At 66.7% G+C, this 25,788-nt stretch carries 25 protein-coding genes; 9 read left to right on the forward strand and 16 right to left on the reverse strand.

Annotated features, from left to right (window positions below; translation table 11 throughout):
* The first annotated feature begins 3 nt into the window (after positions 1 to 3).
* The 6 genes from AB0L70_RS05490 (at position 4) to AB0L70_RS05515 (ending at position 3,897) form a co-directional block, all read left to right on the forward strand.
* Entirely contained in the window at positions 4 to 948 is a 945-nt protein-coding gene (locus AB0L70_RS05490) for a sugar ABC transporter permease (protein WP_363680314.1), read from the forward strand.
* Positions 938 to 1,804 (forward strand): carbohydrate ABC transporter permease, encoded by an 867-nt coding sequence (locus AB0L70_RS05495; protein ID WP_363680316.1) that lies wholly within the window; start codon positions 938 to 940, stop codon positions 1,802 to 1,804. The genes AB0L70_RS05490 and AB0L70_RS05495 overlap by 11 nt, the downstream gene beginning before the upstream one ends.
* Positions 1,804 to 2,586 (forward strand): sugar phosphate isomerase/epimerase family protein, encoded by a 783-nt coding sequence (locus tag AB0L70_RS05500; RefSeq protein ID WP_363680318.1) that lies wholly within the window; start codon positions 1,804 to 1,806, stop codon positions 2,584 to 2,586. The genes AB0L70_RS05495 and AB0L70_RS05500 overlap by 1 nt, the downstream gene beginning before the upstream one ends.
* A gap of 33 nt (positions 2,587 to 2,619) precedes the next feature.
* Positions 2,620 to 3,075 (forward strand): carboxymuconolactone decarboxylase family protein, encoded by a 456-nt coding sequence (locus AB0L70_RS05505; RefSeq protein ID WP_363680320.1) that lies wholly within the window; start codon positions 2,620 to 2,622, stop codon positions 3,073 to 3,075.
* A 65-nt stretch (positions 3,076 to 3,140) separates the two neighbouring features.
* Complete coding sequence (locus AB0L70_RS05510) at positions 3,141 to 3,491, forward strand: YciI family protein (RefSeq protein ID WP_363680322.1); 351 nt, start codon at positions 3,141 to 3,143, stop codon at positions 3,489 to 3,491.
* Between the two features lie 277 nt (positions 3,492 to 3,768).
* Positions 3,769 to 3,897 (forward strand): hypothetical protein, encoded by a 129-nt coding sequence (locus AB0L70_RS05515; RefSeq protein WP_363680324.1) that lies wholly within the window; start codon positions 3,769 to 3,771, stop codon positions 3,895 to 3,897.
* A gap of 247 nt (positions 3,898 to 4,144) precedes the next feature.
* Here the strand turns inward: AB0L70_RS05515 and AB0L70_RS05520 are convergent, their stop codons facing one another.
* The 5 genes from AB0L70_RS05520 to AB0L70_RS05540 form a co-directional block, all read right to left on the reverse strand.
* Positions 4,145 to 4,951: a carbohydrate ABC transporter permease gene (locus AB0L70_RS05520; RefSeq protein WP_363680326.1), complete on the reverse strand. Its 807-nt coding sequence runs from the start codon at positions 4,949 to 4,951 to the stop codon at positions 4,145 to 4,147.
* A gap of 83 nt (positions 4,952 to 5,034) precedes the next feature.
* Positions 5,035 to 5,979, reverse strand: coding sequence for a sugar ABC transporter permease (locus AB0L70_RS05525; protein WP_363680328.1), 945 nt, complete (start codon positions 5,977 to 5,979; stop codon positions 5,035 to 5,037).
* Between the two features lie 13 nt (positions 5,980 to 5,992).
* Positions 5,993 to 7,288, reverse strand: coding sequence for an extracellular solute-binding protein (locus tag AB0L70_RS05530; RefSeq protein ID WP_363680330.1), 1,296 nt, complete (start codon positions 7,286 to 7,288; stop codon positions 5,993 to 5,995).
* An 89-nt stretch (positions 7,289 to 7,377) separates the two neighbouring features.
* Entirely contained in the window at positions 7,378 to 8,427 is a 1,050-nt protein-coding gene (locus tag AB0L70_RS05535) for a LacI family DNA-binding transcriptional regulator (RefSeq protein WP_363680332.1), read from the reverse strand.
* A 37-nt stretch (positions 8,428 to 8,464) separates the two neighbouring features.
* A complete protein-coding gene (locus tag AB0L70_RS05540; RefSeq protein ID WP_363680334.1) occupies positions 8,465 to 9,175 on the reverse strand; it encodes an SDR family oxidoreductase in 711 nt (236 codons plus the stop codon).
* A gap of 57 nt (positions 9,176 to 9,232) precedes the next feature.
* On the opposite strand from AB0L70_RS05540, the gene AB0L70_RS05545 reads away from it, so the two are divergent.
* Together AB0L70_RS05545 and AB0L70_RS05550 are read left to right on the forward strand one after the other, a co-directional pair.
* Positions 9,233 to 9,778, forward strand: coding sequence for a MarR family transcriptional regulator (locus AB0L70_RS05545; RefSeq protein WP_363680336.1), 546 nt, complete (start codon positions 9,233 to 9,235; stop codon positions 9,776 to 9,778).
* 73 nt (positions 9,779 to 9,851) lie between these two features.
* Positions 9,852 to 12,161, forward strand: a complete 2,310-nt coding sequence (locus tag AB0L70_RS05550; RefSeq protein WP_363680338.1) for an excinuclease ABC subunit UvrA — start codon at positions 9,852 to 9,854, stop codon at positions 12,159 to 12,161.
* Here AB0L70_RS05550 and AB0L70_RS05555 read toward each other — a convergent pair.
* From AB0L70_RS05555 to AB0L70_RS05605, 11 genes are all read right to left on the reverse strand, one after another.
* Complete coding sequence (locus tag AB0L70_RS05555; RefSeq protein ID WP_363680340.1) at positions 12,108 to 12,923, reverse strand: SRPBCC family protein; 816 nt, start codon at positions 12,921 to 12,923, stop codon at positions 12,108 to 12,110. The genes AB0L70_RS05550 and AB0L70_RS05555 overlap by 54 nt on opposite strands.
* 32 nt (positions 12,924 to 12,955) lie before the next feature.
* Positions 12,956 to 13,978 (reverse strand): winged helix DNA-binding domain-containing protein, encoded by a 1,023-nt coding sequence (locus AB0L70_RS05560; protein ID WP_363680342.1) that lies wholly within the window; start codon positions 13,976 to 13,978, stop codon positions 12,956 to 12,958.
* 93 nt (positions 13,979 to 14,071) lie between these two features.
* A complete protein-coding gene (locus tag AB0L70_RS05565) occupies positions 14,072 to 14,860 on the reverse strand; it encodes an SGNH/GDSL hydrolase family protein (RefSeq protein ID WP_363680344.1) in 789 nt (262 codons plus the stop codon).
* A 138-nt stretch (positions 14,861 to 14,998) separates the two neighbouring features.
* Entirely contained in the window at positions 14,999 to 16,045 is a 1,047-nt protein-coding gene (locus AB0L70_RS05570; RefSeq protein WP_363680346.1) for a mandelate racemase/muconate lactonizing enzyme family protein, read from the reverse strand.
* 2 nt (positions 16,046 to 16,047) lie between these two features.
* A complete protein-coding gene (locus tag AB0L70_RS05575; protein ID WP_363680348.1) occupies positions 16,048 to 17,367 on the reverse strand; it encodes a sugar ABC transporter substrate-binding protein in 1,320 nt (439 codons plus the stop codon).
* Between the two features lie 59 nt (positions 17,368 to 17,426).
* Positions 17,427 to 18,509, reverse strand: coding sequence for a mandelate racemase/muconate lactonizing enzyme family protein (locus tag AB0L70_RS05580; protein WP_363680350.1), 1,083 nt, complete (start codon positions 18,507 to 18,509; stop codon positions 17,427 to 17,429).
* 12 nt (positions 18,510 to 18,521) lie between these two features.
* The gene (locus AB0L70_RS05585; protein ID WP_363680352.1) at positions 18,522 to 19,391 is read right to left on the reverse strand and encodes a carbohydrate ABC transporter permease; all 870 of its coding nucleotides are present in this window, start codon (positions 19,389 to 19,391) and stop codon (positions 18,522 to 18,524) included.
* Positions 19,381 to 20,337, reverse strand: a complete 957-nt coding sequence (locus tag AB0L70_RS05590) for a sugar ABC transporter permease (protein WP_363680354.1) — start codon at positions 20,335 to 20,337, stop codon at positions 19,381 to 19,383. The genes AB0L70_RS05585 and AB0L70_RS05590 overlap by 11 nt, the downstream gene beginning before the upstream one ends.
* 3 nt (positions 20,338 to 20,340) lie before the next feature.
* The gene (locus AB0L70_RS05595) at positions 20,341 to 21,768 is read right to left on the reverse strand and encodes an NAD-dependent succinate-semialdehyde dehydrogenase (protein WP_363680356.1); all 1,428 of its coding nucleotides are present in this window, start codon (positions 21,766 to 21,768) and stop codon (positions 20,341 to 20,343) included.
* A 22-nt stretch (positions 21,769 to 21,790) separates the two neighbouring features.
* The gene (locus tag AB0L70_RS05600; RefSeq protein ID WP_363680358.1) at positions 21,791 to 23,020 is read right to left on the reverse strand and encodes an iron-containing alcohol dehydrogenase; all 1,230 of its coding nucleotides are present in this window, start codon (positions 23,018 to 23,020) and stop codon (positions 21,791 to 21,793) included.
* Positions 23,021 to 23,052: 32 nt separating this feature from the next.
* Positions 23,053 to 24,066 carry an Ldh family oxidoreductase gene (locus tag AB0L70_RS05605; protein ID WP_363680360.1) on the reverse strand — a complete coding sequence of 338 codons (1,014 nt, stop codon included), beginning with the start codon at positions 24,064 to 24,066 and terminating at the stop codon, positions 23,053 to 23,055.
* A 100-nt stretch (positions 24,067 to 24,166) separates the two neighbouring features.
* On the opposite strand from AB0L70_RS05605, the gene AB0L70_RS05610 reads away from it, so the two are divergent.
* Positions 24,167 to 24,919: a GntR family transcriptional regulator gene (locus AB0L70_RS05610; RefSeq protein WP_363680362.1), complete on the forward strand. Its 753-nt coding sequence runs from the start codon at positions 24,167 to 24,169 to the stop codon at positions 24,917 to 24,919.
* Positions 24,920 to 25,788: the final 869 nt, after the last annotated feature.

Here is a 25,788-nt window from a genome sequence, read left to right on the forward strand (position 1 = left end):
CCGATGGCCGTCGACCTCGCTACCGCACCACCGACTGCCGCGCCGCCACAACCCGCGTCCAAACCGACGCCACGGTGGCGGAACCGCGAGACGCTGACCGCCTGGCTGTTCCTCCTGCCCAGCCTGATCGGCTTCCTCATCTTCACCGCCGGACCGGTCGTCGCGGCGGGTGTCATCTCGCTGCTGGACTGGAACCTGTTCAGCCCGCCGCGCTGGGCCGGACTCCGCAACTTCGCCCGCCTGGGACCGGATCCGACGTTCTGGTCCGCGCTCGGCAACACGGCGTACTTCACCTTCGTCAGCGTGCCGCTCACGATCGCGGTGAGCCTGGCGCTGGCCTTGCTGCTGAATCAGGGACTGCGCCGGGTCGCCGTCTTCCGGTCGCTGCTGTTGTTGCCTTACGCAACGATCACGGTGGCGGTCGCGTTCGTCTGGATCTGGCTGTACATCCCGCACGACGGCCTGGTGAACGTCGTACTCGGGTGGTTCGGGATCGACGGACCGACCTGGCTGATCTCGGACAACTGGGCGATGCCCGCGCTGATCCTGATGAGCGTGTGGAAGAGCTTCGGCTTCGGCATGGTGGTGTTCCTGGCCGGTTTGCAGGCGATCCCACAGCAGCTGTACGAAGCAGCTCGCGTCGATGGCACGTCCCCATGGCAGAGCTTCCGCAACGTCACGCTGCCGATGCTCTCGCCGGCCCTGTTCTTCGTGATCGTCACGTCGATCATCGGTTCGTTCCAGGTGTTCGACCAGGCGCTGATCATGACCAACGGCGGTCCGGGCACCCGCACGACGACCCTCGTCATGTACATCTACCGGACCGGCTTCGAGAACTACGACCAGGGGTACGCCGCGGCGCAATCGCTGGTGTTGTTCGCCTTCATCGTCGTGATCACCGCCGGTCAGTTCCTCTTCCAGCGGAGGCTGGTGCACTATGACAACTGAGGCCCTGACAACTGAGGTCCTGCCACTCACGACGAACAAGGTGCTGCAGCGGAAGCTGATCGTCTTCGCCTGTTTCCTGGTGACGGGGATGACGCTGATCCCGGTGGTCATGATGGTCCTGGTCGCGTTCCAGTCCGACGCGGAGTCGATGGCCGCGAAGCCGTCGTTCTGGCCGAGTAGCTGGCACCCGGAGAACCTCACCCGCGCGTTCGAGTTGGTCCCGCTCGGGAAGTACCTGCTCAACACGGTGTACTTCGCGGCCGGCACGACCGTGCTCGAGACGGTCACCGCGGCGTTGGCGGCGTACGCGTTCGCGCGGCTCAACTTTCCCGGCCGGACCTGGCTGTTCGGGATCTATCTCGCCACGCTGATGATTCCGTCCCAGGTCACGCTGATCCCGCAGTTCGTGCTGGTCGCGAAGCTGCACGGCATCGACACGTGGCCGGGAATGATCCTGCCGCACGCATTCACCGCACTCGGCGTCTTCCTGCTCCGGCAGTTCTTCCTCGGCATCCCCCGCGACTACGAGGAAGCCGCCAGGCTCGACGGCGCGAACCGCTGGCAGGCCTTCGTCCGCGTGATCGTTCCTCTTGCCGTGCCGGCGATCGCGACCCTGGCTGTCTTCAAATTCATCGGTCAGTGGAACAACCTGCTCTGGCCGTTGATCATCTCCAACAGCGACGCCACCCGGACGGCCTCCGTCGGCCTGCAGGTCTTCCAAGACACCAACGGCACCCAATGGAACCTGCTCCTGATGGCTGCCACCGTCACCACCGTCCCCCTGATCATCCTGTTCTTCCTGACCCAACGCTGGTTCGTCCGAGGCATCACCATGAGTGGACTGGGAGGCCGCTGATGTCCTATCTATGGTCCGTTTTCACCAAACCCTGGGCCGGGCTGGCCGGTGACGAGCTCGGGCGGTTGGTGGCTGGGATCGGGTTCGGCGGGGTCGAGGTTCCGGTGCGGGACACGGCGTACGTGACGTCGGCGACGGCTGGGGCCGAGTTGCCGAAGTTCACCGCGCAGTTGCGGGCCGAGGGGGTCGAGCCGATCAGTGTCGCGAGTGACCTGTCCGAGCAGGTGTTCGCCGCCTGTGCGGAGGCCGGCGTACCGATGATCCGGATCATGGCCAAGCTCGGATCGGACGGGTACGCCACTTCGGTACGGCGCAACCGGGTGATGCTCGAGGAGTCCGCCGTACTGACTGAGCGGTACGACGTGCAGGTCGGGGTGCAGCCGCATCACGGGCGGTACGTTGCGTCGACTCTCGGCGTACTGCAGTTGCTCGACGGGCTGCCGGAGCAGTTCAAGTTGGTGTGGGACGCGGCGCACGACGCATTGGCCGGAGACCATCCCGCGGTGACGCTTGAGCTCGGTGCGGATCGGCTCGGCATCGTCAACCTGAAGAACGTGCAGTACATCCGCACCGACGGTGTCTGGAAGCCGTACTTCGTCCAGGCCGAGGACGGACTGTCGGACTGGTCCGCGGTCTTCGCGGCGCTGCAGAAACTCAACTACAGCGGGCCTGTCTGCCTGACGGGTCAGTATTCGGATCCGTCCGTACCGGTGGAGAGGCGGCTCGAGAAGGATCTGCACACCGCTGTCACATCCGCGGCACAGCATCCGTCAAGGGAGTGAAATCACCACCCGACAAGTACTGGAGAACCTCCCATGAACGCACGGATGACCAACCCCGCAGCGATCCTGCCGGACGCCACCAAGGGCATCCAGAACATCTACAAGGCGATCGGCCAGTCCGGCGCCTCGGGTACGACGCTCGAGCTCGTGCACCTGCGGGCCAGCCAGATCAACGGCTGCTCCCCGTGCGTGTTCGGTGGGATCAAGTCGGCGCTGAAGAACGGTGAGACCGACGAGCGGCTGCATCAGGTCGCGGCCTGGCGCGAGTCCGCCCTGTTCACCGACGCCGAGCGGGCCGCGCTCGCGATGGCCGAGGCCGCGACCCGCCTCGCGGACCGGCCGGAGGCAGTCACCGACGAGATCTGGGCCGCCGCGGCCGAGCACTTCAACGAGAAGGAACTGTCGGCGATCGTGCTGATGATCGCGCTGACCAACATGTTCAACCGGATCAACACCACGGTTCGTGAGCCGGCTGGGGCCACCTGGTAAGTAGTCTGAACGCCGGTGTCGAGACAGACACCGGCGTTCCGACGTACTCGGTGAATGGAGGCGCGATGAAATACATGCTGCTGATCTACGGGAACACCGAGACGTGGGATGCCCTGCACGCCGAGGGGATCGACCAGGTGCTCGAACAGCACCACAAACTCACCGACGAACTCAAGGCCAACGGCGAGTACGTCGACGGCCTCGGACTGACCACCGCGAACGCGCAGGTGGTCCGGGTGAACGACGGGGTAGCGGCAGTCACCGACGGGCCGTTCACCGAGGCCAAGGAAGTGCTGGCCGGCTACTACCTGGTCGACTGCACACCGGAGCGGGCGCTCGAGATCGCGACCCGGCTGCCGGAGGCGAGATTCTCGCCGATCGAGATCCGCTCGTTCACCGATCCGATGAAGCCCTAGGTTCACTGCCGGGTGCGTCGGCAGGTTTCACATGGCTGGCTGCATGGTGCGGCAGGTCCGCTCGAGGGACTTGCCGGCCTCAGCTGGGCGTTGGCACCTGAGACCGGCGAGTCACTGACCAGGCCTTAAGGGAGGGCCCTGTTCCTAGGGTTTGCTCGACGCGAGGATGACCCCACCTGAGGCAGGTTGGTCACCCATGCCTCGGCCACCCTGGACGAACACGGTAGCGCCTCGCTCCGGTGCCGCAGCACCGTCGCCGAGTCGCAGCGTGGTGGTCATGCCATTGCTCAGTCTGAGCACCGCCACGCGTCGCGGCCGGACCGACGGAATCGACGAGTTCACCTCGTGGATGCCGGTACACACCGCCGGTTGGATCGAAGCCCGGCCGAGTCCCGCGTTGCCGTGACTCCTCACATCACGGCACTGCTCGGCGAGCTTTGTCATCGCTGACACACTTCCCCCTTCTCTTGTCCCCGAGTGATAGTTGGCGGCCTACCAAGACGGCGCACCGCGTCACTCCCCCGTCCTTCCCGCACCCGGAAACGACACGGAAGTGATCACCGAAGCCTCGCTGAGAGTGACGGGGTTTTCAAGGGATCGTGACAGGAATCCCGCGCTCCGGAACCGCTGTCCACGTTTGCCTACAAGGCGTTTTACTGACCACCGAAGCCGGTGGTAGCAATCCCCTTGATGATCTGGCGCTGGAAGAACAAGAAGACGACGACCAGTGGTAGCGCGGCCAGGATTGCCGACGCCATGTTCTGCGCGTACTGCAGCCCATAAGCACTCTTGACCGTCTGCAGCCCGACCGGCAACGTCATCAGGTCCGCATCGGTGGTCACAATGAACGGCCAGAGGAAGTTGTTCCAGGCACCGATGAACACGAAAATCGCCACCGCTGCGAGGATCGGCCGCGACAACGGCAGCACGATCGACCAGAACACCCGCAACCGGTTCGCGCCGTCGACGCGGGCCGCATCCTCCAGCTCAACCGGGATCTGATCGAAAAAACGTTTGAGAATCAGCACCATCGCCGGCGCGAATGCCTGCGGCAGGATGATGCCCCAGTAGGTGTCGACGAGATTGAACGCGAGCATCTGCCGGAACAACGGCACGATCAGCAACTGCGGCGGGATGATGATGGCCGCGATGATCGCGGCGTACAGCCATCGTTTCCCGGCGAACTTCACCCGCGAGAACGCGTATCCGGCGAGCGCCGAGGTCGCCACGGTGATGAGCGTGATAGCGACAGAAGTGAGCAAACTATTCCAAGCCCACGCAGGAATGTCACCGGCTGACAGAACCTTCCGATAGGCATCGAAGCTCAGCCCGTCCGGCGGGTTCAGGCTGACCGTCGACGCACCGGCGTCGGCCTCACTCTTCAACGACGTCAGCACGGCCCAAGCGAACGGTACCAGCCAGGTTACGGCCAGGACCGCAAGCACGAGCAGCGCGGCCATTCTGGACACGCTCCACGGGTTTTCGCCAGGCTTGTGACCTTGTCTCATCCTGGGTTTGATCCCGCGGCTCAGGGTGTAGGTGCTCATGCGGCACTCCTGCGGTTGATCAGCTTGAACTGCGCGAGCGACACCAGCACGATGATCGCGAAGAACAGGTACGAGACGGCCGACGAGAATCCGAACCGGTAGCCGGTGAAGCCGGACTCGTAGATGTACTGCACGATCGAGCGGGTCGATCCGGCCGGACCGCCGTTGGTCAGCATGTAGATCTGGTCGAACACCTTCAGCGACGCCAGGACCTGCAACGTCAGAATCAGTGCGGTGGTCGGTGCCAGTTGCGGGATCACGATCGAGAACAACTGCCGCCACTTGCCGGCGCCGTCGATCGCAGCCGCCTCGAACTGCTGCTCGGGGATGTTCTGCAACGCGGCCAGATAGAGCAGGAAATTGAAGCCGATCGTCCACCACAGCGTGGTGATCACGACCGAGATCATCGCCACCTTCGGGTCCTGCAACCAGGCGACGGGTCCGATGCCGAAGTCCGCGAGTACGCCGTTGATCAAGCCGATCTTCGGGTTGTACATCCAGCTCCAGAACATCACCACGACGGTCGAGGCGAGCAGGTACGGCAGGAAGAACGACAGCCGCCACAACCACCGGCCGGGCAGTCCGAGATTCACCAGGATCGCGAACGCCAGCGACAGTACGACGAGTGGGACCGTGCTGAGCACCGTGAACCAGATCGTGTTCCCTAGCGACTTCCACATGTCCGGGTCCCGCAAGGCATCGCCGTAGTTGGCGAACCCGAGCAGACCACTGCCGGACCCGGTCAGCGTCTCACCGGTGAAACTCAGGTAGAGGCCGTACAGCGCCGGCACTATCAGGAAGAGCACGAACAGTACGGCGAACGGCGCCGCGAAGGCCCACCCGGTGAGGTTCTCCCCACGCCGGGCCTTCTCCTTACCCTCAGCGGCAACCTGCCCGGTCGCCGCTGGAGTGTCAGTGCCAGTATCAGTGGCGGTCGACATTTGGGCCCTCCTCTCACACGGGCTGCGGACGGTCGAGCAGTACGTTCAGCCGCTTGACGAAGCCTTCGAACCCCGCGGCCGGATCCCCGCTGCCCAGGTACACGTTCTGCACGTTCTCCGCGAAGTAGTTCTGGAAGTCGCTCCCCGCGCCGGAGAACCACACGTCCGGGTCGTAGTTCACGTACGCCGGAATCTCCGCGTAGTTCGACTGCGGCTTCAGCGCCTGGTACTCGGCGCTCTTCACCACCGGCTGGTACGCCGGAATGTGGCCACCACCGTCGGCCCACTTCACCGACCGCTTCAGGATCTCCGCGACCATCGTGTACACGTGCTTGCGCCGCTCCGGCGACACCTTCGACTGCCGCGGCAGCACGAACGTGTGCGAATCGGCGTACGCCGCCTGGGTCCCGAACAACGGTGGAATCGGCAGCGCGTCGACCGGCATCTTGGCGGCCTTCAGCACCGGCAGCTCCCACACCCCACCGAAGAACATCCCACTCTCGCCATGCAGGAACTCGCTGGTCGCCGTACCACCGTCGCCCGCCTTGCTGGCGATCTTGTCGTCGAGCAACGACTGGACGAAGGTGAGCGCCTTCACCCCGGCAGCCTCGTCCACCTGGGCCTGCTGCCCCGGAACGAGCTTCATCTCCGCGCCGAGCTGCCGGTAGAACGTGTAGAAGAGGCGCCACATCTGCGAGCCGTCACCGAGGTACCCGTACGAGAGACCGTGCTTGCCGGTGACCTTCTGCAGCTTGGTCGCGACCTCGGTGAAGGCCTCGGGGCTCTTCATCGAGTGCAGCGCGTCCGTCACACCGGCCTTGGTCGCGTGCTCGGTGTTGTAGTAGAGGACGAACGGGTGCGAGTCGAGGGCGATCGAGTAGAGCTTGCCGTCGTACATCCCCTTCTGCCACACCAGCGGCGGGAAGTCGCTCTCGCGCAGACCGACCTCTTCGAGCAGGTCGAGGTCCCAGGGCTCGAGCAGGCCGCCGGGCGCGTACCCGGCGATCCGGGACGCGTGCATGATCGCGACATCCGGAGCGCGGCCGCCGGCCGAGGCCATCGCCAGCTTGGTGTAGTACGGCGCTCCCCAGGCCAGCACGGTCTGGGTCGCTTGGAACCCGAGGTTCGCGGCGTTGACGGCGTCCACCAGGCCGGCCATCACGATGCCGTCTCCACCGGTCATCAGGTGCCAGTAGCTGAGCTCCGCCGTCGACCGCGACGCACCTGGCGCACAGCCGAACAGCATCCCGCCACCAGCGAGCGCGGCTGCTCCGGTGAGCAGCCTGCGCCGGGAGATCTTGTCTCTCATACGGTCTCCTTCGCAGGGCGGGACCGATCATTACATCGTTAGAACGTGACGACAAGACTCCTGTGTGTGTTTTTGTGGAAACGTATCCGTCAGCGTGCGGTACTGGCGCGTTCGACGATCCGGTGTGGGATCATCACGCGGCGTGGCGCCGTGTTCTGGTCGGACATCCGCTCGCCGAGCAGGTCGAGTGCGGCCGCGACGAACGCGCGGCGGTCGAAGTCGACGGTCGTCAGCGGCGGGATCATGAACTGGCTCTCGAGCACGTTGTCGAACCCCGCGACCAGGGTCTGCTGCGGTACGGCGATGCCCGCGTTCCACAACGCCGAGATCGTGCCCGAGGCGAGCGAGTCGGTGAAACAGAAGAACGCGTCCGGCAACTCGTGCTCGGCCAGATACTTCCCCACCACCGTCGCCGCGCCCTCCGGCCGCCACCGGTCCAGCCCGATCTCGAGCACCGGATCGACCGCTACGCCGGCCTCCTCGAGGGCCTGCCGGTATCCACTCGTCCGCAACCGGGAGGCCGCCGTACCCGGGCCTTCGGCAGAGCCGGCCAGGACGCCGGCGCCACTCGATCCGCGCGGGACTTCCGGCGTACCGACGGCTGCGATCCGGCGGCAGCCACGGTCGAGCAGGTACTTCGTCATGTCCCGCGCGGCCGCGACGTTGTCGATCGCGACCTGGCTGACGAGGTCCTGGTCGACGTCGCCGATCAGGACGACCGGCGGGAGCGGTCCGGCGGACATGACCGCGCTGTCGTCCAGGTTGACCGGGTTCAGGATCAGGCCGTCGACCAGGTACGCGCGGGCCTTCGAGAGCAGCTCGAACTCACGCTTCGGCTCGGCCGCGGTCTGCTCGATCTGCACAGCCCAGCCCCGCTCGTGAGCGAGCTCGACGACCAGGTGGACGATCTCCGCGGAGTACGGCCGGAGCAGGTCGGGCAACGCGAGCGCGATCATGCCGGACCGCCCGTTGCGCAGGCCGCGGGCGCTCATGTTCGGCACGTAGTCGAGCTCGGCCAGCGCACTCTCGACCCGCGCACGGGTCTCCGGGCGGACGAACACGACCCCGTTGATCACATTCGACACCGTCTTCGGGGACACCCCGGCCAGCTTGGCGACGTCTTTGACGGTGGCACGCATGCCGCCCATTGAAACATCTGGCGACGTTGTCAGGAATTCACCGAGTCGCGAGGGCGCCGCCGTTCACGTGCAGGACCTGGCCAGTGAGGTGGCGGGCGGCCGGGGACGCCAGGAAGTAGATGGTTTCGGCGATGTCTTCCACCTGCCCCTCCCGCTTCGTCATCGTTGCCGCGAGCAACGTCTCTCGGCGTTGCGGGGTAAGCCTGCCCTGGAAGAACTCCGTCTCGGCCGTGAAGCCGGGGGCGACGACGTTCGAGGTGATCCCGCGTGGACCGAGCTCAGCGGCGAGGTCCTGGTTCCACAACGCCAGTCCTGCCTTGGAAGCGCCGTACGAACCCGGTCCGCGGGCGCCCGCGATCGAGCCCAGGTGCACGACCGCGGTGGTGAGTCGCGGTGCGAGTGCGGTCGTGGTGAGCACCGCACTGATCAGGTTGGCTTCGAGGTTGGCGATCCAGTTCGCCTTCACCTGCGCCAGCCCACCGTCCGGCCGGCCGAAGTCGGTATTGCCGCCGGCGTTGTTGACCAGTACGTCGACCTGGTCCGGCAACTCGCCGAGCAGTCGTTCCACCTGCTCCGGGTCGGTCGCGTCGCACACCACTCCCCTGGCTCCCAGGTCGGCCGCGGTCTTGGCCAGCACATCCTCCCGGCGGCCGGTGATCACCACCTCGTCGCCGTCCGCACGGAACCGCTCGGCCGTCGCCCGCCCGATCCCGGTCGCTCCCCCAGTCACCACAACCAGTCGCGTCATGCTCGAAGTCCTCACGTTTAGACCTAAAGGTTTAGACCTAAACGTACCATGGTCTCCGTGGCCGACTCCTACCCTCTTGATTCCCCGAGCCCCTATCCCGCCCGGGAGATCGCCCGAGCCTGGCAGCGGGAGCGGCCCGGGACACCGACCGACTCGATCGAGATCGTCACTCCCCTGTGGCGGCTGGCCAAGCTGTTCGCCGACGACCGGCGGCGGTTGCTCACCGATCTCGGCATCGACCCGGCCACGCTGGATCTGCTCAGCGTGCTGCGCCGGGCGGGGACGCCGTACGAGTTGAGTACGCGCGAGCTGAGCCGCCGTACGCTCGTGACCGCCGGAGCGATCTCGCAGCGGGTCGCCCGCGCCGAGGAGTCCGGCCTGGTGACCCGCCGGACGGCCGGCGACGGCACCCGCGCGGTGGTCGTCACCCTCACGCCGACCGGTCACGACCTGATCGAGCGCACCGTCGACCAGGTGCTGACCCGCGAGGCCGAGCTGGTCGACTCGCTCTCCCCCAGCGGCCGCGAGCAGCTCGCCGTCCAGCTCCAGGACCTCCTGGACGACGTCGGCCGGCGGACCAAAAACCTTTCGCCCGACGTATAAACTTGAGCCCGGCTCGTCAGTCGGGGCCGTCGCGGCAAAGTTTGTACTGGCGCTTCAATGAGAAAATTGAAGGATGCTTGCCGCCGACAGTCACGATTTCATCCAGGTCCGCGGCGCCCGCGAGAACAACCTCAGTGGCGTCTCCCTCGACATCGCGAAGCGCCGGCTCACCGTCTTCACCGGCGTCTCCGGTTCCGGTAAGTCGTCCCTCGTCTTCGACACGATCGCCGCCGAATCGCAGCGACTGATCAACGAGACCTACACCGCCTTCGTCCAGAACTTCATGCCGAGCCTCGGCCGGCCCGACGTGGACGCACTCCAGAACCTGTCCGCCGCGATCATCGTCAACCAGGAACGGATCGGTGCCAACGCCCGGTCCACCGTCGGCACCGCGACCGATGCCCACACCATGCTCCGGGTCCTGTTCAGCCGGGCAGGTACGCCGTACGTCGGAGGGCCCTCGTTCTTCAGCTTCAACCGGGCCGAGGGGATGTGCCCGCAGTGCGAGGGGCTCGGGCGGACGACCGAGTTCGACCTCGACGAGCTGGTCGACCGGGACAAGAGCCTGAACCAGGGCGCGATCAAGGCGCCCGGGTACGCAGTCGACACCTGGTACTGGCAGTTGACCGCGACGTCCGGGCTCTTCGATCCGGATCTGCCGCTCAAGGAGTACCCGGCCGACAAGTGGCAGCAGTTCCTCTACCAGGAGCCGATGAAGATCAAGGTCGGCAAGAGCAACCTGACCTTCGAGGGGCTGGTCAGCAAGATCAAGCGGCAGTACCTCGGCAAGGATCCGCAGTCGTTGCAGAGTCACGCCCGCGCCTTCGCCGAGCGCGCGATCCACCAAACCACCTGTGCGGCCTGTCACGGCGTCCGGCTGAACGAGGCGGCCCGGACCACGACCGTGGACGGCCGGACCATCGGCGAGTGCTCGGGCATGCAGATCAGCGATCTCGCCGAGTTCGTTGCCGGGATCAACCATCCGGGTGTCGGGCCGATGCTCGAGGGTCTCCGGCAGACGCTCGACTCGTTCGTCACGATCGGTCTCGGCTACCTCAGTCTCGATCGCGAGTCGTCGACGCTGTCCGGCGGTGAGGCGCAGCGGGTCAAGCTGGTCCGTCACCTCGGCTCGAGTCTGAGCGATGTCACGTACGTCTTCGACGAGCCGACCGTCGGTCTCCATCCGCACGACATCCAGCAGATGAACGACCTGCTGCTGCAGCTGCGGGACAAGGGCAACACCGTCCTGGTCGTCGAGCACAAGCCGGAGACGATCCGGATTGCCGATCACGTCGTCGACCTCGGTCCCGGAGCGGGTCTGGCCGGCGGCCGGCTCTGCTACGCCGGTGATCTCGCCGGCCTGAAGAAGTCCGGCACACTCACCGGCCGCTACCTCGATCACCGCGTCAGCCTGCGCGACGACGTACGGCGTCCCACCGGCAAGCTCGTGATCGAGAATGCGAACCTGTACAACCTGCAGGACGTGAGCGTCGACATCCCTACCGGTGTCCTTACTGTCATCACCGGGGTGGCCGGGTCTGGGAAGAGCTCGTTGATCCACGGTTCGCTGGCCGGCCGGGACGGGGTGATCATCGCCGGGCAGGAGCCGATCCGCGGGTCGAAGCGGAGCAACCCGGCGACCTACACCGGGCTGCTTGATCCGATCCGGACCGAGTTCGCGAAGGCGAACAAGGTCAAGCCAGGGCTGTTCAGTGCGAACTCCGTCGGCGCCTGCCCGACCTGCAAGGGCATCGGTCTCGTCTACACCGATCTGGCCATGATGGCCGAGGTCGCGTCGGTGTGTGAGGACTGCAACGGTGCCCGTTTCACGGCCGAGGTTCTCGCCTATCGTCTGCGTGGGAAGAACATCAGCGAGGTCCTGCGGATGACGGTGACAGAGGCACGCGAGTTCTTCCCGAAGGGGACGGCCCGAACGATCCTCGATCGGCTGTCGACCGTCGGGCTCGGCTACATCGGGCTCGGTCAGCCGCTCACCACGCTGTCAGGTGGCGAGCGCCAGCGGCTGAAACTGGCGATCAACATGGGCAGGACCGGATCGATCTACATCCTGGACGAGCCCACCACCGGACTGCACCTGGCCGATGTCGATCAGCTGCTCAGCATGCTGGACACACTCGTTGACCACGGCAACACGGTGATCGTCATCGAGCATCACCAGGCGGTGATGGCCCACGCCGACTGGCTGGTCGACGTCGGCCCGGGGGCGGGTCACGACGGCGGTCGCGTCGTCTTCACCGGCACCCCGGCCGACCTCGTCGAAAGCAGCCCGACGCTCACCGCGGAACACCTCCGCGAGTACGTGCGTGCGTCAGCGGACCAGTTCGGCAGCCAAGGCCTCGATCAGATCGTGCCAAGCGTCTAGGTAGTCGGCGGCGGGGCCGGTCTGGGTCAACACCAGGCGGGCTCCGCCGTTGCCGTCCCGCAGCGCCCAGGTGACGTCACCCTGCGACCACGTGTAGGTGAGCCGCTCGGCCGCTGTCACCTCGGTGGCCGATCCCGGGTCGATGCCCTTGGCAACGAACCCGGCCGGCGGCACGCTTCCCACGGCAGCTGTCTCCGCGCCGGCCAGCAGCTCCCACACCTTCTCCTTGGGCTTCACCAACTGCCGCTCGAACCGCACTCCCCCGTCGTCGGTCACGACACCCTGGTCCAGCCCGTACACCTTCACGAAGTGCTCATGCAGTACGGCGTAGTCCCGCTCGGGCACCGATCCACCCAGGACACGGACAAGCGCGTCGAAACACAGCGTCCAGCCACCGGAGAAGCTCGCGGACCCCGGGCGATCGTCGTACGTCGCGGTGAGGTGCAGCGTGCACCCGTCCGGCGAGGGCTCCAGCTCCCACCGCAGCACCTCGACACCCCAGGTGTATTCGAGCAGCCGCGGCGGGTCGTACGCGCGGATGACGCCGGTGGACTGCTCGTCCACGGGTGCGCCGGGGTCCTCCTCGAACGTGAAGGTGACAGGCCCGTCCAGCCGCAGATCGAACTCGACCGTAGCCGGGAACCAGCCGGCGAGCTGGCTCGGCTCGGTGATCGCCCGCCAGACCTTCTCCGCCGGATGCCGCAGCTCCCGCCGCATCCGCAGGACCGTCCGGCCGTTCTCCGTACTCAGCGTCTCGGTCATGACTCCATATATACCCGATGAGGCATATACGATCAACCGGCGAACCGGACGAGGTCCGCCAACTCCTCCTGCAGCCCGGCAGGTTCTGCACCGAACAGCTCGTAGGCCCGGTCGGCGTGCTGCCACGAGCCCACCACCCGGCCGCCCTGGACGATCGCCGGTCGGAGCATGCCACCGCCCGGATGGATCCGCGTCCGGAACTCCTCGGCCAGTGCGTAGCGCCGGTCCTGGTAACCGAGCAGGTAGGCGTCGAACTCCCCCAGCATTCGCAGGTCCGAGCAGCCCGGCAGGTCGTCGACGGCCACCAACTCCTCGCCGTCGACCTCGAAGGACAGGGTCGCTGCGGCCTGCAGCGCGCGGCGGGCGAGTGGCACCGGAAGTCCTGACCAGGTCGCGAAGTCGCGCACGGTCGCAGGGCCGTACGCGGTCAAATACCTGTGAGCTAGAGCTCCGACGTCACCCTCCTGCACGAGCGGCTTGCCCAGCCAGTCGCTGACCGCGACCCACGTGTCGTGGCCGGGTCCGTAACACAGTCGACCGAGCAGACCGGTGTGCCGGATGAGTGCATAGACCGCCTGGCCCTTGGGCTCATCGATCAGGCCGTGCCGCACGAGCAGGTCGGCCAACTCGGCGCGGTTGCAGGGGCCGTGGTCGAGCAGATGCGCCTCGAGGCGGTCGGCGGCTTCGGCCCGGATCGACTCCGTCAGACCCAGTTCGCCGTACCTGCGCGCAGTGTCCTTGATCAGTTTCGCGCCGAGCAGGCCGAGGAGGGAGCCGGCGTCCTCGACCGTGACGAGTTGCAGGGTGCCGCGCATGAACCAGCCGCGGACGACGGTCCGATCGACTTCCTGGGCATGGGTGACGTCGGCGAAAGTGGTTGCCGTGGATCGGGCTCGGACGGCGTACGCGGCACCTCGCCAGGCCTGGGCCTGAAGTCCCCCCGTCCGGTTGACGACGTCGGCCACCCCTCCGGGGCCGGCCTCGTCCACCGAACGCGCAAGGCTGTTGGCCTGCATCCTGGCCGCCAGTAGCCACTCGACAGACCTCCGCGCCACCCCTGCATGACACCACGAACCGCCCGATCGCGCACTATCAATGCGCAAAACCGCCCCCAGCCGTGTCGGCGGGGGCGGCTTCGAGCCGAAATGTCAGCCGAGGGCGGGCTCGACCAGGTTCGCGAAGTTGGCCTGGCCGGTGACGTTCGGGTGGTAGGACTCGCTGACCGGGTTCGACAGACCGTTGATCCACTCCGGGCTGCCGCAGACGGCGTGGCCGATGAAGGCCGAGGTCGGGTTGACGAAGCTGAACCCGGCGGCGCTCGCCGCGGCGGCGACCTTCGAGTTCAGCAGGTCGGCGGTCGCGTTCAGCCGGGTCATCTCGTCCGGGCTGAAGAACGTGCCGGCGTTGCAGTCGGTGCCGTTGAACAGCCGGGGATAGCCGACCACGACGACCCGTGCCGACGACGCCCGGCTCCGGATCGATCCGTACAGCCCGGTCAGCCGGCCCGGCAGCGTGTTGTTGATGATCGCCTGCGCGTTGGCGACCGCGGTGGTGCAGTCACCGAGCCAGGACGGCTTCGCGCACTCGGTGATGACCGACGAGAAGCCGGCGTCGTTCCCGCCGACCTGCACCGAGACGATGTTGGTCGAGCTGGTCACCGACGGCAGCTGGTTCGCGGTGACGTCGGCGACCCGCGCGCCGGAGCAGGCCACGAAGGTCAGGTTCGCGCCGATCCGGCCCGCGTCGATGTAGGCGTACGCCTTGGTCGAGCGCTGGCAGGACCCGCTGCCGGAGATATAGGTGCGGGTCCCGACACCCGAGGCGTATGAGTCACCCAGGGCGACGTAGTTCGGTGCCGCGGCATGTGCGACGCCCGGACTGAGGAGCATGGCGGCACCGAGCGCCGCGGCGGAGAGCAAACTGGCGATGGACTTCATGGGGGCGGACCGCCTTGTCTGTACGAGGGGTGGCGACAGAAGCACTCAACGTCACTTTTACCGACTCGCGAGTAACACGACAAGGGCCTGGTAAGAAATTCACCGCCAGTTGCCAATTCCGGTAGGCGCAGTTCTCCGTCAGTCGTTCCAGGACGACAGACCGGGTCCCGTGGGCAGTGGATAGCAGCCGTCCACCAGTTCGACCCTCCCGTCGGCCGGCAGCAGACCACTCTCCACATAGATCGTGTTCGGCAGTGCAGCGAGCACGTGAATGTGTGCACCTCCCCCGTGCGAGGCGTACGGCACCCCGAACCCAGCCGCCATCAACCCGATCTCCAGACAGTCGGTCAGCCCACCGGCCCGGCGCAGATCCGGTTGTACGACGCCGACCCCGCCGCGTGCGATCAGATCCCGGAAGGCCGGCTGACCGTACCTGTTCTCCCCCGTCGCGATCGGGATGTCCAGCTTGTCCGCCAGCCGCACGTGGCTCTCGGTGTCGGCAGCCGGCAACGGCTCCTCGAACCACCGGCACCCGAGCTCCTCGTACGCACGCCCCCGACTCAAGGCCTCGGAGTACCCGAAGGCCTGATTCGCGTCGACCATCAGCGGCGCGTCCGGCCCGATCACACCCCGGACCGCCTTGATCCGGCTGAGGTCCTCGCTGAGCGGACCACCCCCGACCTTCATCTTCACGCCCCGGAAGCCCTGCTCCATCGCCTTGGCCGACACGGTCTCCAGGCCCGCGACGTCCAGCTCGAGCCAGCCCACCATCGCGTACGTCGGGATCGCCATCCGCTGCGCACCGAGCAGCTTCCAGACCGGTACGTCGAGCGACTTGCCGAGCAGATCCCACAAGGCCAGATCGATCGCGGAGATCCCGTACGACGACAACCCGGCGGTGCCCTGGTAGTCGGTGAGCGTCTGCAGCCGCTGCCGGATCCCGCGGATCAGCGCGGGATCCTCGCCGACGATCTCCGGAGCCAGCTGCTCGGTGATGATCTTCGCCAGCACCGCCGGTGAACTGGCGACCCGGCCGAAGTACGTCGTACTGACGCCACTCACACCTTCGTCGGTGTCGATCCGCACCTGGACCCGGCCGTTACGGTCGAGCAACTGGATCGCGTCGCGGACCGCGTGAGCCTTCGGCTCCGACACGATCTCGACGCTGATCTCCTTGATCTTCATCGTCACCCCTTGCCCGCGAGTACGTCTTCGACCTTCTGTTTGACGCTGCCCAGTGCCGCCTCGGCGGTCTTCTTGCCGCTCCAGACGTCGTCGAGCACCGGGCGGTAGATGGTCCTGGCCCGCTCGATGTAGCGGCTGAAGTTCTCGTTCACCGCGTTGTCCAGCGCCTGGGTGACCAGCGCGAGGTTCGCCGGACCCTTGTCGTCAGGGACGAACAGCGCGGACGAGCTCTTGCTGACCGGCATGAAGCCGCGCGACTGGGCCAGCAGCTTCGACGCGTCGGTGCCGACGCAGTACTTGAGGAAGTCCCAGGCCGTGTCGGGGTCCTTCGAGGCCTTCGGGATCGCCAGCACGGTCAGCGTGTTCACCGTCGTCCGGTTGACCTTCATCGGCGTCGGGAAGATGTCCCACTTCACCTTCGCGTTACTGCGCAGGTACGGGATCCCGCTGGTCAGCGAGAGCAGCATCGCCACCTTGCCGGTGCCGAGCTGGGACAGCGCCCAGTTCGGAGTCTGCCGGCCGGCCGTGATGGTGGCGAAGTCCGGGTGGACCTTGTGCACGAGGGCCAGGTCGGCGCACCACTGGATCGCCTCCGCACCCTGCGGCTCGGCCAGCGTGAACCGGGTGGCGTCCTTGGAGTAGATGCCGTCGCCGCCGTTGCTGACCGGCCATACGGTCTCCAGCGAGGTGTCGGGGAAGACCAGAGCGCCGTACCGCTCCTTGTTCGGCTTGGTCAGCTTCTTCGCCGCATCGAGGAAGTCGTCCCAGGTCCAGCCGCTCTTGGCCCAGTCCTTCGGCGGCAGCTCGACACCGGCCTCGGCGAACGCGTCGGTGTTGCAGTACAGAACGCCGGGGTTGGTCATGATCGGCCAGGCGCCGTGGCCACCGTCCGGCTGCTTGGCGAAGTTGTAGGCGACCGAGAAGTAGTCGTCCGGCTTGATCCCGTCCTTCTCCAGGTACGGCCGCAGGTCGAGCAGCGATCCTTCGGCGTAGTACCCGCGGACGTAGTCGTCGTTGATCCGGATCACCGTCGGCGCCGCACCGGACGACATCACCGTGCGCAGCTTGGTGTCGTAGTCGTCGCCGGGCACCGACTGGATGTCGACCGTCTTGCCGGCGCTCTTGGCCCAGTTCTCCGCGACCGTGTAGAGCGGCGTACCGCTGGTGGTGTCCCAGGTCATGAAGGAGGCGTTGCCGCCACCCCCGCCTCCGCCGCCGGCACCGTTGTCGCCGCAGGCCGCGAGCGGCAGGCCGAACGCGGCCGCGCCACCGGCCAGGCCGAGGCCTCGGAGCACCGACCTCCGGGAGATGTTCTGTGTCATGGTCGTTCCCGTTCTTTCAGGGTTGAAGGCGCGCAGGGACGCGCCAGGTGGTCCAGTGCTCAGTTGGTGCGCAGCTTCGCGACGGCGTCCTCGTCCAGTTCGACGCCCAGCCCGGGGAGCTCCCAGGGCGTGATCTCCCCGTTCACCGGGACGAGCGGGTTCTGCCAGATCGGCACGTCGTCGAGGATCGGGTTGTGCTCGATGTTGTACTCCTGCGGGTAGACGCAGGACGGCGTACTCACCCACAGGTGCGCGTGGGCCGACGTACCGATCGTCTGCTGGGTGTTGTGCACGGTGATCGGCTTGGTGAAGGTGTCGGCCAGGACGGCGATCTTCTTGAACTCGGTGATGCCGCCACACTTGATGACGTCCGGCTGCAGGATGTCGACCCGGCCCTCCATGATCAGGTCCCGGAACTGCCAGGTGGTGTACTCCTGCTCCCCCGCCGCGATCGGGATGTCGACCGCGTCGGCCAGTCGTCCGTACGCCGCGTAGTCGTGCGCGGCGAGTGGTTCCTCGAAGTGCCAGACGCCCAGGTCCTCCAGTGCGTGGGCGAGTTTGATCGCGGTGTGTTCGTAGTAGGCGTTGTTGACGTCGACCAGGATCGGGAAGTCGTCCCCGACCAGCTCGCGCACCGCCTTCACGGTCGCGATGGTCTGGTCGAAGCCGTCGTCGTGCATCCACGGCGTGGACGAGTGGATCTTGTAGCCGTGGAAGCCCTTCTCCTGGAAGGACTGCGCGCGCTCGGCCTCCTGCTGCGGGGTCATTCCGCGGGCCATCGAGCTGGCGTAGACCTTGGCGCTCTGGCGGTACTTGCCGCCGAGCAGTTTGTAGGTAGGCAGTCCGGCCGCCTTGCCGAGCAGGTCCCACAGCGCGATGTCGATACCGGCGATCGCGTTCAGCTGGGCTCCGCCGGGGCCGAGCTTGTACGGCTTGGTGTAGAGGCGGCGCCACAGCCGCTCGATGTCCGTGGCCTCCTCGCCGACGAGCAGCGGTGCCAGCGCCTGCTCGACCACGCTGTGGGTGACGTGGGCGTTCATCGGGCTGACCTCGCCGATGCCGACCAGGTCCTCGTCGGTGTGGATCTTGATGATGTGCAGCTTGTCGAGCAGGATGATCGATTCGATCCGGGTGATCCGCATATCGGCGTACACCTATCCTTTCAGGCCGGACATCGTGATGCCCTGGACGAAGTACTTCTGGGCGACTAGGAAGAGAATCAGCGGCGGCAGGATCGTCAGCGTGGCGGCCGCCATCATCAGGTTGGTCTGGGTGAAGTACTCACCCTTGAACAGTGCGAGCGCGATCGGCATCGTCTGCAACCGTGTCGAGTTGAGGAAGATCAGCGGACCGAACAGGTCGTTCCACGAGCCCATGAAGGTCAGCGCACCGACCGCGGCCAGGGCCGGCTTCACCTGCGGCAGCATGATCCGCCAGAACGTGCCGAAGGTGGACGCGCCGTCGAGCTTGGCCGCCTCCTCCAGCTCCATCGGTACGCCGCGGAACGCCTGCCGGAGCAGGAACGTGCCGAACACCGGGGTCAGGACGTTCGGGATCCAGAGCGGGTAGTGGGTGTCGATCCAGCCCATCTCGCGGAACAGCATGTACTGCGGGACCAGGTAGACCATGCTCGGGATCATTGCCGTGGACAACAACAGTGCGAAGGCCAGGTTCTTGAAGGCGAAGTTCAGCCGGGCGAAGCCGTAGCCGGCCAGCGAGGCGAAGAACAGCAGGAACCCGACGTTGAGGGCCGCGAGCTTGCAGCTGTTCAGGAAGAACGGCAGCAGGCCGTGGCCGGCCTGGGAGTAGTTGGCCCATTGGAACGTCGACGGGACGAAGGTCGGCGGGGTCTGCAGGACCTCGTTCTCCGGCTTGAGCGACGCGCTCACCATCCACAGCAGCGGCATCGCGAACACGACCGCGAAGAACAGCAGGACGGCGAGGACGACCACCCGGCGCGGGATGTGCCGCGGCGGCCGGTTGATCCGGACCGCCGGGGTTCGGGTGAGGGCTTCAGTTGTCATAGTGCACCCACCGCTTCTCCAGCTTCCACTGGATCGCCGTGACGAGGCCGACGATGACGAACAGCACCCAGCCCATCGCCGAGGCGTACCCCAGCCGGCCGTGCCCGAAGGCGGCCTCGTAGATGTGGAAGATGAACACCCCGGTGGCGTTGTTCGGACCGCCGGACGTCATCACGTAGATGATTCCGAAGACCTGGAACGAGCTGATGAACTGCGTGATGGTCAGGAAGAACAGGCTCGGCGTCAGCAGCGGGAACACCACCGCCCAGAACCGTCGCCAGGCCGACGCGCCGTCGACCGTGGCGGCCTCGGTCAGCGACGGGTCGATGCTCTGCAGCCCGGCCAGCAGGATCACCATCGGATACCCGACGCCCTGCCAGATCGCCACGATGATCACCGCGATCAGCGCGGTCTTGGTGTCCGACAGCCAGGCCGGCCCGTCGATCCCGATCGTCTTCAGGGTCGAGTTGAACAACCCGTTGTCCGGGTCGTACAGCCAGAACCAGACGAAGCCGATCGCGACCACGTTCGTCACCGCGGGCGAGTAGTACAGGGTCCGGAAGATGCCGATGCCCTTGACCTTCTGGTTGCAGAGCACGGCCAGGCCGAGACCGATGAAGATGGTCAGGACGACGACCACGAGCGTGAAGATCACGGTGTTCTTCAGCGACGCGTAGAAGGTGTCGTCGGCGGTGAACAGCTCCTTGTAGTTGTCCAGGCCGAGGAACTTCGGCTTGTTCAGGCCGGACCAGTTGGTCAGCGACACCACCAGGGACGCCGCGACCGGGGCCAGCTGGAAGAACAGCACCCCGAAGATCACCGGTCCGACGAACAACCAGCCGGCCAGGTTCTGCTGCTTCAGCTTGACCTTCTGCCGTCGTTTGCGCACCGGTGCCCCGCCGTCGACGTCAGGTGGTTTGAGAGTCGGAAGGACTGCGTTCGCCATCGGTCACACCTCGATCCCGATGTACTTCTCCTCGAGGAATTCGAGGATGCCTTCGGAGCTGCCCTCACGGCCGAGCCCGGACTGCTTGGTCCCGCCGAAGGGTGCGGCCGGATCGCTCAGGACGCCGCGGTTGACCGCGACCATGCCGGCGTCGATCCGTTGCGCGACCCCGAGGGCCTGGGCGGGATCGCCGTACACATAGGCGATCAGGCCGTAGATGGTGTCGTTCGCCATCGTGATCGCGTCGTCGACCTCGGTGAAGGAGACGATCGCGGTGACCGGACCGAAGATCTCGGTCTGGTTGATCTCACTGCCGTGCCGGACGCCGGTCAGTACGGTCGGCGAGTAGAACGCGCCGGCCTCGGACGACTCACCACCCAGTGCGAGTTCGGCGCCCTCGGCAACTGCCCGGTCGACCAGCCCGGCGACCTTGTCGCGCTCCTCGGGTGACACCAGGGCGCCGAGATCGTTCGACCGGTCGGCGCCGGGACCCATCGCGAGTCCCTTCATCGCCACGGTCATCCGCGCACTGAACTCCTCCACCAGCGAGTCGTGCACGTAGAACCGGTTGGCCGCCGTACAGGCCGACCCGCCGTTGCGCATCTTCGCGATCATCGCGCCCTCGACTGCGGCGTCCAGATCGGCACCGGGCAGTACGACGAAGGGAGCGTTGCCGCCGAGCTCCATCGATGAGCTGACCACCTGGTCGGCAGCCTCCCGCAGCAGCACCCGCCCAACCTCGGTCGACCCGGTGAAGGACAACTTGCGTACGGCGGGGTGGTGCAACATCGCGCTCACCGCCGGACCGGCGGGCACCGGCGTGACCAGGTTGACGACACCGGCCGGGACACCGACCCTGCGCAGTACGTCGACGACGTACGCGGCTGTGAGCGGGGTCTGACTGGCCGGCTTCAGCACCACCGAGCAGCCGGCCGCCAGCGCGGGCGCGATCTTGCGGGTCGCCATCGCCGCCGGGAAGTTCCAAGGCGTCACCAGCACCGAGACCCCGATCGGATCGCGACGGACGACGATCGTCTTGTCACCCGAGGGAGAGAGCCGGAAGTCGCCGCCGATCCGGACCGCCTCCTCGGCGAACCAGCGGAAGAACTCGGCGGCATAGGTCGCCTCGCCGAGGGCGTCGGCGTACGCCTTGCCGTTCTCGGCGACGATGATGCCGGCGAACTCCTCGCGCTCGGCGGTGAGGACGTCGAAACAGGCGCGGAGAAGCTCCGAGCGCTGCCGCGGCGGTGTCGCCGACCAGCCGGCCAGCGCGTCCGCGGCCGCGTCGACCGCCGCGAGGCAGTCCGCCTCGGTGGCCGCCGCGAACTGGGCCAGCTCGGACCCGTCGGCCGGATCGTGGACTGCGAACCGCCGGCCGTCACTGGCAGGACGCCACTGACCGCCGATGAACAGATCGTGCGGAGAGATCATCTGGTGTGCTCCAAGTGGCTGGTCAGAAAGGGTTGCTGCGATCGCCGTCGTACGCGGCCCGGGTGATCTCGGACAGCGCGTCGGTGTCGAGCGGACGGGGGTTGTTGTCGACCAGTCGGGCGGACTTCATGCCCATGGTCGCGACGTACGAGAGCTGGTCCTCGGTCAGGCCGAGTTCCTTGACGGTGCGCGGGATGCCGATCCGCTCGAGCAGGCTCTCCACGGCCTCGATCCCCGCCAGCGCCCGGACGGCGGACGTTTCGTTGCCGGGGACACCGAAGATGGTCGCGATCTCGGCGAACTCCTTGACCCGGGCGGGCGCGTTGTAGCGCATCACGTACGGGAGGAGTACGCCGACGCCGACGCCGTGGGCCGTGTGGGTCAGGGCTCCGAGCGGATACTGCAGTGCGTGGGCGGCCGCCGTACCGGCGACTCCGAGGGCGTAGCCGCCGGCGTTCGCCGCAAGCATCACGTCGGCCCGCGCTTGTGCGTCGTCCGGGTGCTCGAAGGCCGTCGGCAAGGCGTCGGCCAGGAGGGCTAGGCCCCAACGGGCGTAGGAGTCGCTGATCACGTTCTTGCCGACGAAGACCCGGTTCTCGCCGGGCGCGGACGACGGGCGCTGGATCGCGGTGAACGACTCGACCAGGTGGGACACCGCATCCGCTCCGGCGCTCGCGGTCAGGCCGGGCGGACAGGTGTAGGTGAGTTCGGGATCGCAGATCGCGACCATCGGAATCAGGTGGGCGGACGAGATCCCGGTCTTGAGTTCACGGTGACTGTCGCTGAGCACGCAGACCGGTGTCACCTCCGACCCGGTACCGCCGGTCGTGGGTACGGCGATGATCGGGAGGACAGGACCGGGGATCGCGTTCTCGCCGTAGTACCGCTCGAGTGGGCCGCCGTGGGTCAGGAGGAGCGCGAGTGCCTTGCTCATGTCCAGGCAGCTGCCGCCGCCGATACCGATGACGAGCTCGATGCCTTCGTCCTTGGCCGCGGTGTAGCAGGCCTCGATCCCGGCGGCCGGCAACTCGGCCTCGGTGTCGGACCACACCATCACCTCGAGGCCGTGGTCCTTGAGATCGGAGTGCAGCTCGTCGAACTCGGCCGAGGCCGCCAGTCGCTGATCCGTGCAGATCAGGGCTTTCCGTCCGTACTCGGCGGCGTGCTTGCCGAGCAGGGCGCGCTGGCCGGCCCCGAAGACCACCGTGCGCGGGGCTCGCTGGACGCCGAAGGAGGCGGTACTGGTCGTCATCGTGGCGGTTCCTTGTCCGGTCGGGGGCGGGGTCATTCGGCCAGAGCCGCTTCACGCTGAACGGCCTCGAGGGCGGTGAGCTCACGCCACAGGCCGTCCGGGATCTCGATGCCGTCGGCAACGGAGTCCTGGTAGCGGGACCGGGCGCCGTCACCAGGCACCGCGACCGGCGTCGACGGGTCGGCCGGACGGCTTCGGCGTACCTCGTCGAGGTACTCGCCGGCGGAGTGACCGCCGCCGCTCATCAGGATGAACAGGTCGCCCTTGTTGCTCGGGCGGTCGTCGTCGAGGGTCCCGCCGACCGCCTTGCCGTAGGCGGCGCCGGTCAGGAACGTGACCATCGCGCCCAGGCCGAGCCCGAGGCCGTAGCCCTTCGCTCCCCCGAACGGCGCGATCGAGCCGTCCTTCGCCGCGACCGGATCGATCGTCGGGTTGCCGTCGGCATCCAACGCCCAGCCCGGCTCCAGCGGTACGCCGCGGAGCGCGTGGTCGTGGACCTTGCCCATCGAGATCTGCGAGGTCGCCATGTCGAGCACGAGCGGGTGCGGTTGCGCAGGGACGCCGAGAGCCAGTGGGTTCGTGCCGAGGATCGCTTCGGTGCCCCCCCACGGGTGGACGAGGGCCTCGCTGGTCGTCATACCGAGGCAGGCGAGGCCGCGCTCGGCCATCCGGCCGGCGTAGAAGCCGAGCATGCCGAGGTGGTTGTTGTTGGTGATCGAGCAGACTGCGACTCCGTGCCGCTCGGCTGCCGGGACGACAGCCGCCAGGGCTCGGAGTGCGACGACCGGCCCCAGGCCCTGCTCGCCGTCGACGGACAGGTAGCACGGGCTCAGCCACTCGTGCTTGCCGGTGTTCGTGGGGCTCGCCGTACCGTTCGCCAGCCGGCGCAGCAGCCGTGGCAGCCGGAGCAGACCGTGCGACGGCACGCCCTTCGCCTCGGCGACCAGGAGGAGCTCGGCTTGCTGGACGGCCGCCGGTCCGGGCACGCCGGCGGCGATCAGGAGACGTTCGGCCAAAGACTGCGCTGTTGCGAGATTTGTCTGCATCGCGGCCATCCCAGGGTTGACCTTGTGGATTTTTGGAGGCTAGATCAGATCAGATAGGATTTGCAATGGTCTATGAATACGAATCCATAGTTTTCTTCCGATGGGATGGCAGCCGATGAGCCAGCGCAGCACGGAGCCGGAGACCAGCGCCGCTACAGGGCGTCGCGAACGCACCCGGATGAGTGACGTCGTGTATGAACAGCTGCAAGGCTTCCTGCTGGACGGGACGATTCAGCCTGGTGAGCGGATCCGGGTGGACGAACTCAGCCGCCGGCTCGGGGTGTCGCAGACTCCGGTCCGCGAGTCACTCAACCGGCTCGAGGCCGAGGACTTGGTCACGAAAACGCATCTAATCGGATATTCTGCTAGTCCGAAGTTGACGCCGGAGCGGTTCGAGGATCTCTTCGAGGCGAGGTTCCTGATCGAGCCGTACTGCTCCGGACTGGCGGCCGGGCGGCATCAGCGGGTCGAGGTCGAGCAGATCGCGGAGATCGCGGCCGAGCTGCGGGCTCGGTACGAGGCCGGGACGATGTCGTACGGCGCGTTCGCGCGGAAGGACGCCGAGTTCCACCAGGCGATCATCGGTGCGACCGGGAACAGCTACTTCGGCGAGATCTTCGCCAAACTCCACTGCCACCTACAGCTGTTCCGCCTACTCCGCGACTCCCGTGTCACGGAGGAGGCCATCGAAGAACACGACCTCATCGTCACCGCCATCCGCCAACGAGACACCGAAGCAGCCGACCGAGCCATGCACGCCCACCTGAAAGCCTCCCGCTCCCGCCTCCGCTCAGCCTTCGAAAGCACCCCACCCACCCCCACCCCAGTAACCATCCTGCCCCCCGAAAACTGAGCCAGCGCCAGTCCCCCGCACACAGATCGCGCTGACCCCACGCCACAACCGTCACGCAAATGCGCCGGGGTTCAAAGGTGAGGTGAGGTCGCGCATCCGCTCCGCTTGCGCTGGCGCATCCCCTCACACGAGGGGATAACCCTGCGAGGTGCCCCTTCTCCCCCGGTATAGGAGCAGACAACCCACTGTTCGAGGGGATATCCCCTCGAACGCATCCCAACAGCGCCCCGGTCCCACAGTTCCTGGGGCGGTGTGGTTAGTGCTCTGACCGGCGACTGACAGGTCGCCCATCCGCTCCGGTGCGGTGGCGCATCCCCTCACACGAGGGGATAACCCCGCGAGGTGCCGGTACTCCCCCGGTATACGAGCAGACAACCCACTGTTCGAGGGGATATCCCCTCGAACCGCATCCCACCAGCGCCCCGATCCCACAGTTCCTCGGGCGGGGTGGTTAGCGTTCTGACCGGCAACTGACAGGTCGCCCATCCGCTCCGGTTGGTGGCGCATCCCGGCACACGAGGGGATAACCCCCCGAACGCGTCCCGGGCGGGGTGGTTCGCGTTCTGACCGGCAACTGATAGGTCGCGCATCCGCTCCAGTGGTGGCACATCTCGTCACATGAGGGGATAACCCTGCGAGGTGCCGGTTCTCCCCCGGTATAGGAGCAGAGAACCCTCTGTTCGAGGGGGATATCCCCTCGAACGCATCCCGCCAGCGCCCCGGTCCCACAGTTCCCGGGGCGGGGTGGTTAGCGTTCTGATGGCAACTGATAGGTCGCGCATCCGCTCCGGTTGGGGTGGCGCATCCCCTCACACGAGGGGATAACCCGGCGAGGTGCCGGTTCTTCCCCCGGTAGCGCTCCAAGCTCG

It is taken from the genome of Kribbella sp. NPDC051952, assembly GCF_040680855.1.
GTDB lineage: Bacteria > Actinomycetota > Actinomycetes > Propionibacteriales > Kribbellaceae > Kribbella.

Excerpts from the sequence above, each read along its gene's own strand:
- AB0L70_RS05500 (WP_363680318.1), top strand. The coding sequence starts at position 1,804 with ATGTCCTATCTATGGTCCGTTTTCACCAAACCCTGGGCCGGGCTGGCC.
- AB0L70_RS05495 (WP_363680316.1), top strand. The coding sequence starts at position 938 with ATGACAACTGAGGCCCTGACAACTGAGGTCCTGCCACTCACGACGAAC.
- AB0L70_RS05550 (WP_363680338.1), top strand. The coding sequence starts at position 9,852 with ATGCTTGCCGCCGACAGTCACGATTTCATCCAGGTCCGCGGCGCCCGC.
- AB0L70_RS05570 (WP_363680346.1), bottom strand. The coding sequence starts at position 16,045 with ATGAAGATCAAGGAGATCAGCGTCGAGATCGTGTCGGAGCCGAAGGCT.
- AB0L70_RS05520 (WP_363680326.1), bottom strand. The coding sequence starts at position 4,951 with ATGGCCGCGCTGCTCGTGCTTGCGGTCCTGGCCGTAACCTGGCTGGTA.
- AB0L70_RS05505 (WP_363680320.1), top strand. The coding sequence starts at position 2,620 with ATGAACGCACGGATGACCAACCCCGCAGCGATCCTGCCGGACGCCACC.
- AB0L70_RS05510 (WP_363680322.1), top strand. The coding sequence starts at position 3,141 with ATGAAATACATGCTGCTGATCTACGGGAACACCGAGACGTGGGATGCC.
- AB0L70_RS05580 (WP_363680350.1), bottom strand. The coding sequence starts at position 18,509 with ATGCGGATCACCCGGATCGAATCGATCATCCTGCTCGACAAGCTGCAC.
- AB0L70_RS05565 (WP_363680344.1), bottom strand. The coding sequence starts at position 14,860 with ATGAAGTCCATCGCCAGTTTGCTCTCCGCCGCGGCGCTCGGTGCCGCC.
- AB0L70_RS05600 (WP_363680358.1), bottom strand. The coding sequence starts at position 23,020 with ATGACGACCAGTACCGCCTCCTTCGGCGTCCAGCGAGCCCCGCGCACG.
- AB0L70_RS05610 (WP_363680362.1), top strand. The coding sequence starts at position 24,167 with ATGGGATGGCAGCCGATGAGCCAGCGCAGCACGGAGCCGGAGACCAGC.
- AB0L70_RS05530 (WP_363680330.1), bottom strand. The coding sequence starts at position 7,288 with ATGAGAGACAAGATCTCCCGGCGCAGGCTGCTCACCGGAGCAGCCGCG.
- AB0L70_RS05515 (WP_363680324.1), top strand. The coding sequence starts at position 3,769 with ATGCCATTGCTCAGTCTGAGCACCGCCACGCGTCGCGGCCGGACCGAC.
- AB0L70_RS05540 (WP_363680334.1), bottom strand. The coding sequence starts at position 9,175 with ATGACGCGACTGGTTGTGGTGACTGGGGGAGCGACCGGGATCGGGCGG.
- AB0L70_RS05595 (WP_363680356.1), bottom strand. The coding sequence starts at position 21,768 with ATGATCTCTCCGCACGATCTGTTCATCGGCGGTCAGTGGCGTCCTGCC.
- AB0L70_RS05525 (WP_363680328.1), bottom strand. The coding sequence starts at position 5,979 with ATGTCGACCGCCACTGATACTGGCACTGACACTCCAGCGGCGACCGGG.
- AB0L70_RS05590 (WP_363680354.1), bottom strand. The coding sequence starts at position 20,337 with ATGGCGAACGCAGTCCTTCCGACTCTCAAACCACCTGACGTCGACGGC.
- AB0L70_RS05535 (WP_363680332.1), bottom strand. The coding sequence starts at position 8,427 with ATGCGTGCCACCGTCAAAGACGTCGCCAAGCTGGCCGGGGTGTCCCCG.
- AB0L70_RS05555 (WP_363680340.1), bottom strand. The coding sequence starts at position 12,923 with ATGACCGAGACGCTGAGTACGGAGAACGGCCGGACGGTCCTGCGGATG.
- AB0L70_RS05585 (WP_363680352.1), bottom strand. The coding sequence starts at position 19,391 with ATGACAACTGAAGCCCTCACCCGAACCCCGGCGGTCCGGATCAACCGG.
- AB0L70_RS05575 (WP_363680348.1), bottom strand. The coding sequence starts at position 17,367 with ATGACACAGAACATCTCCCGGAGGTCGGTGCTCCGAGGCCTCGGCCTG.
- AB0L70_RS05490 (WP_363680314.1), top strand. The coding sequence starts at position 4 with ATGGCCGTCGACCTCGCTACCGCACCACCGACTGCCGCGCCGCCACAA.
- AB0L70_RS05605 (WP_363680360.1), bottom strand. The coding sequence starts at position 24,066 with ATGCAGACAAATCTCGCAACAGCGCAGTCTTTGGCCGAACGTCTCCTG.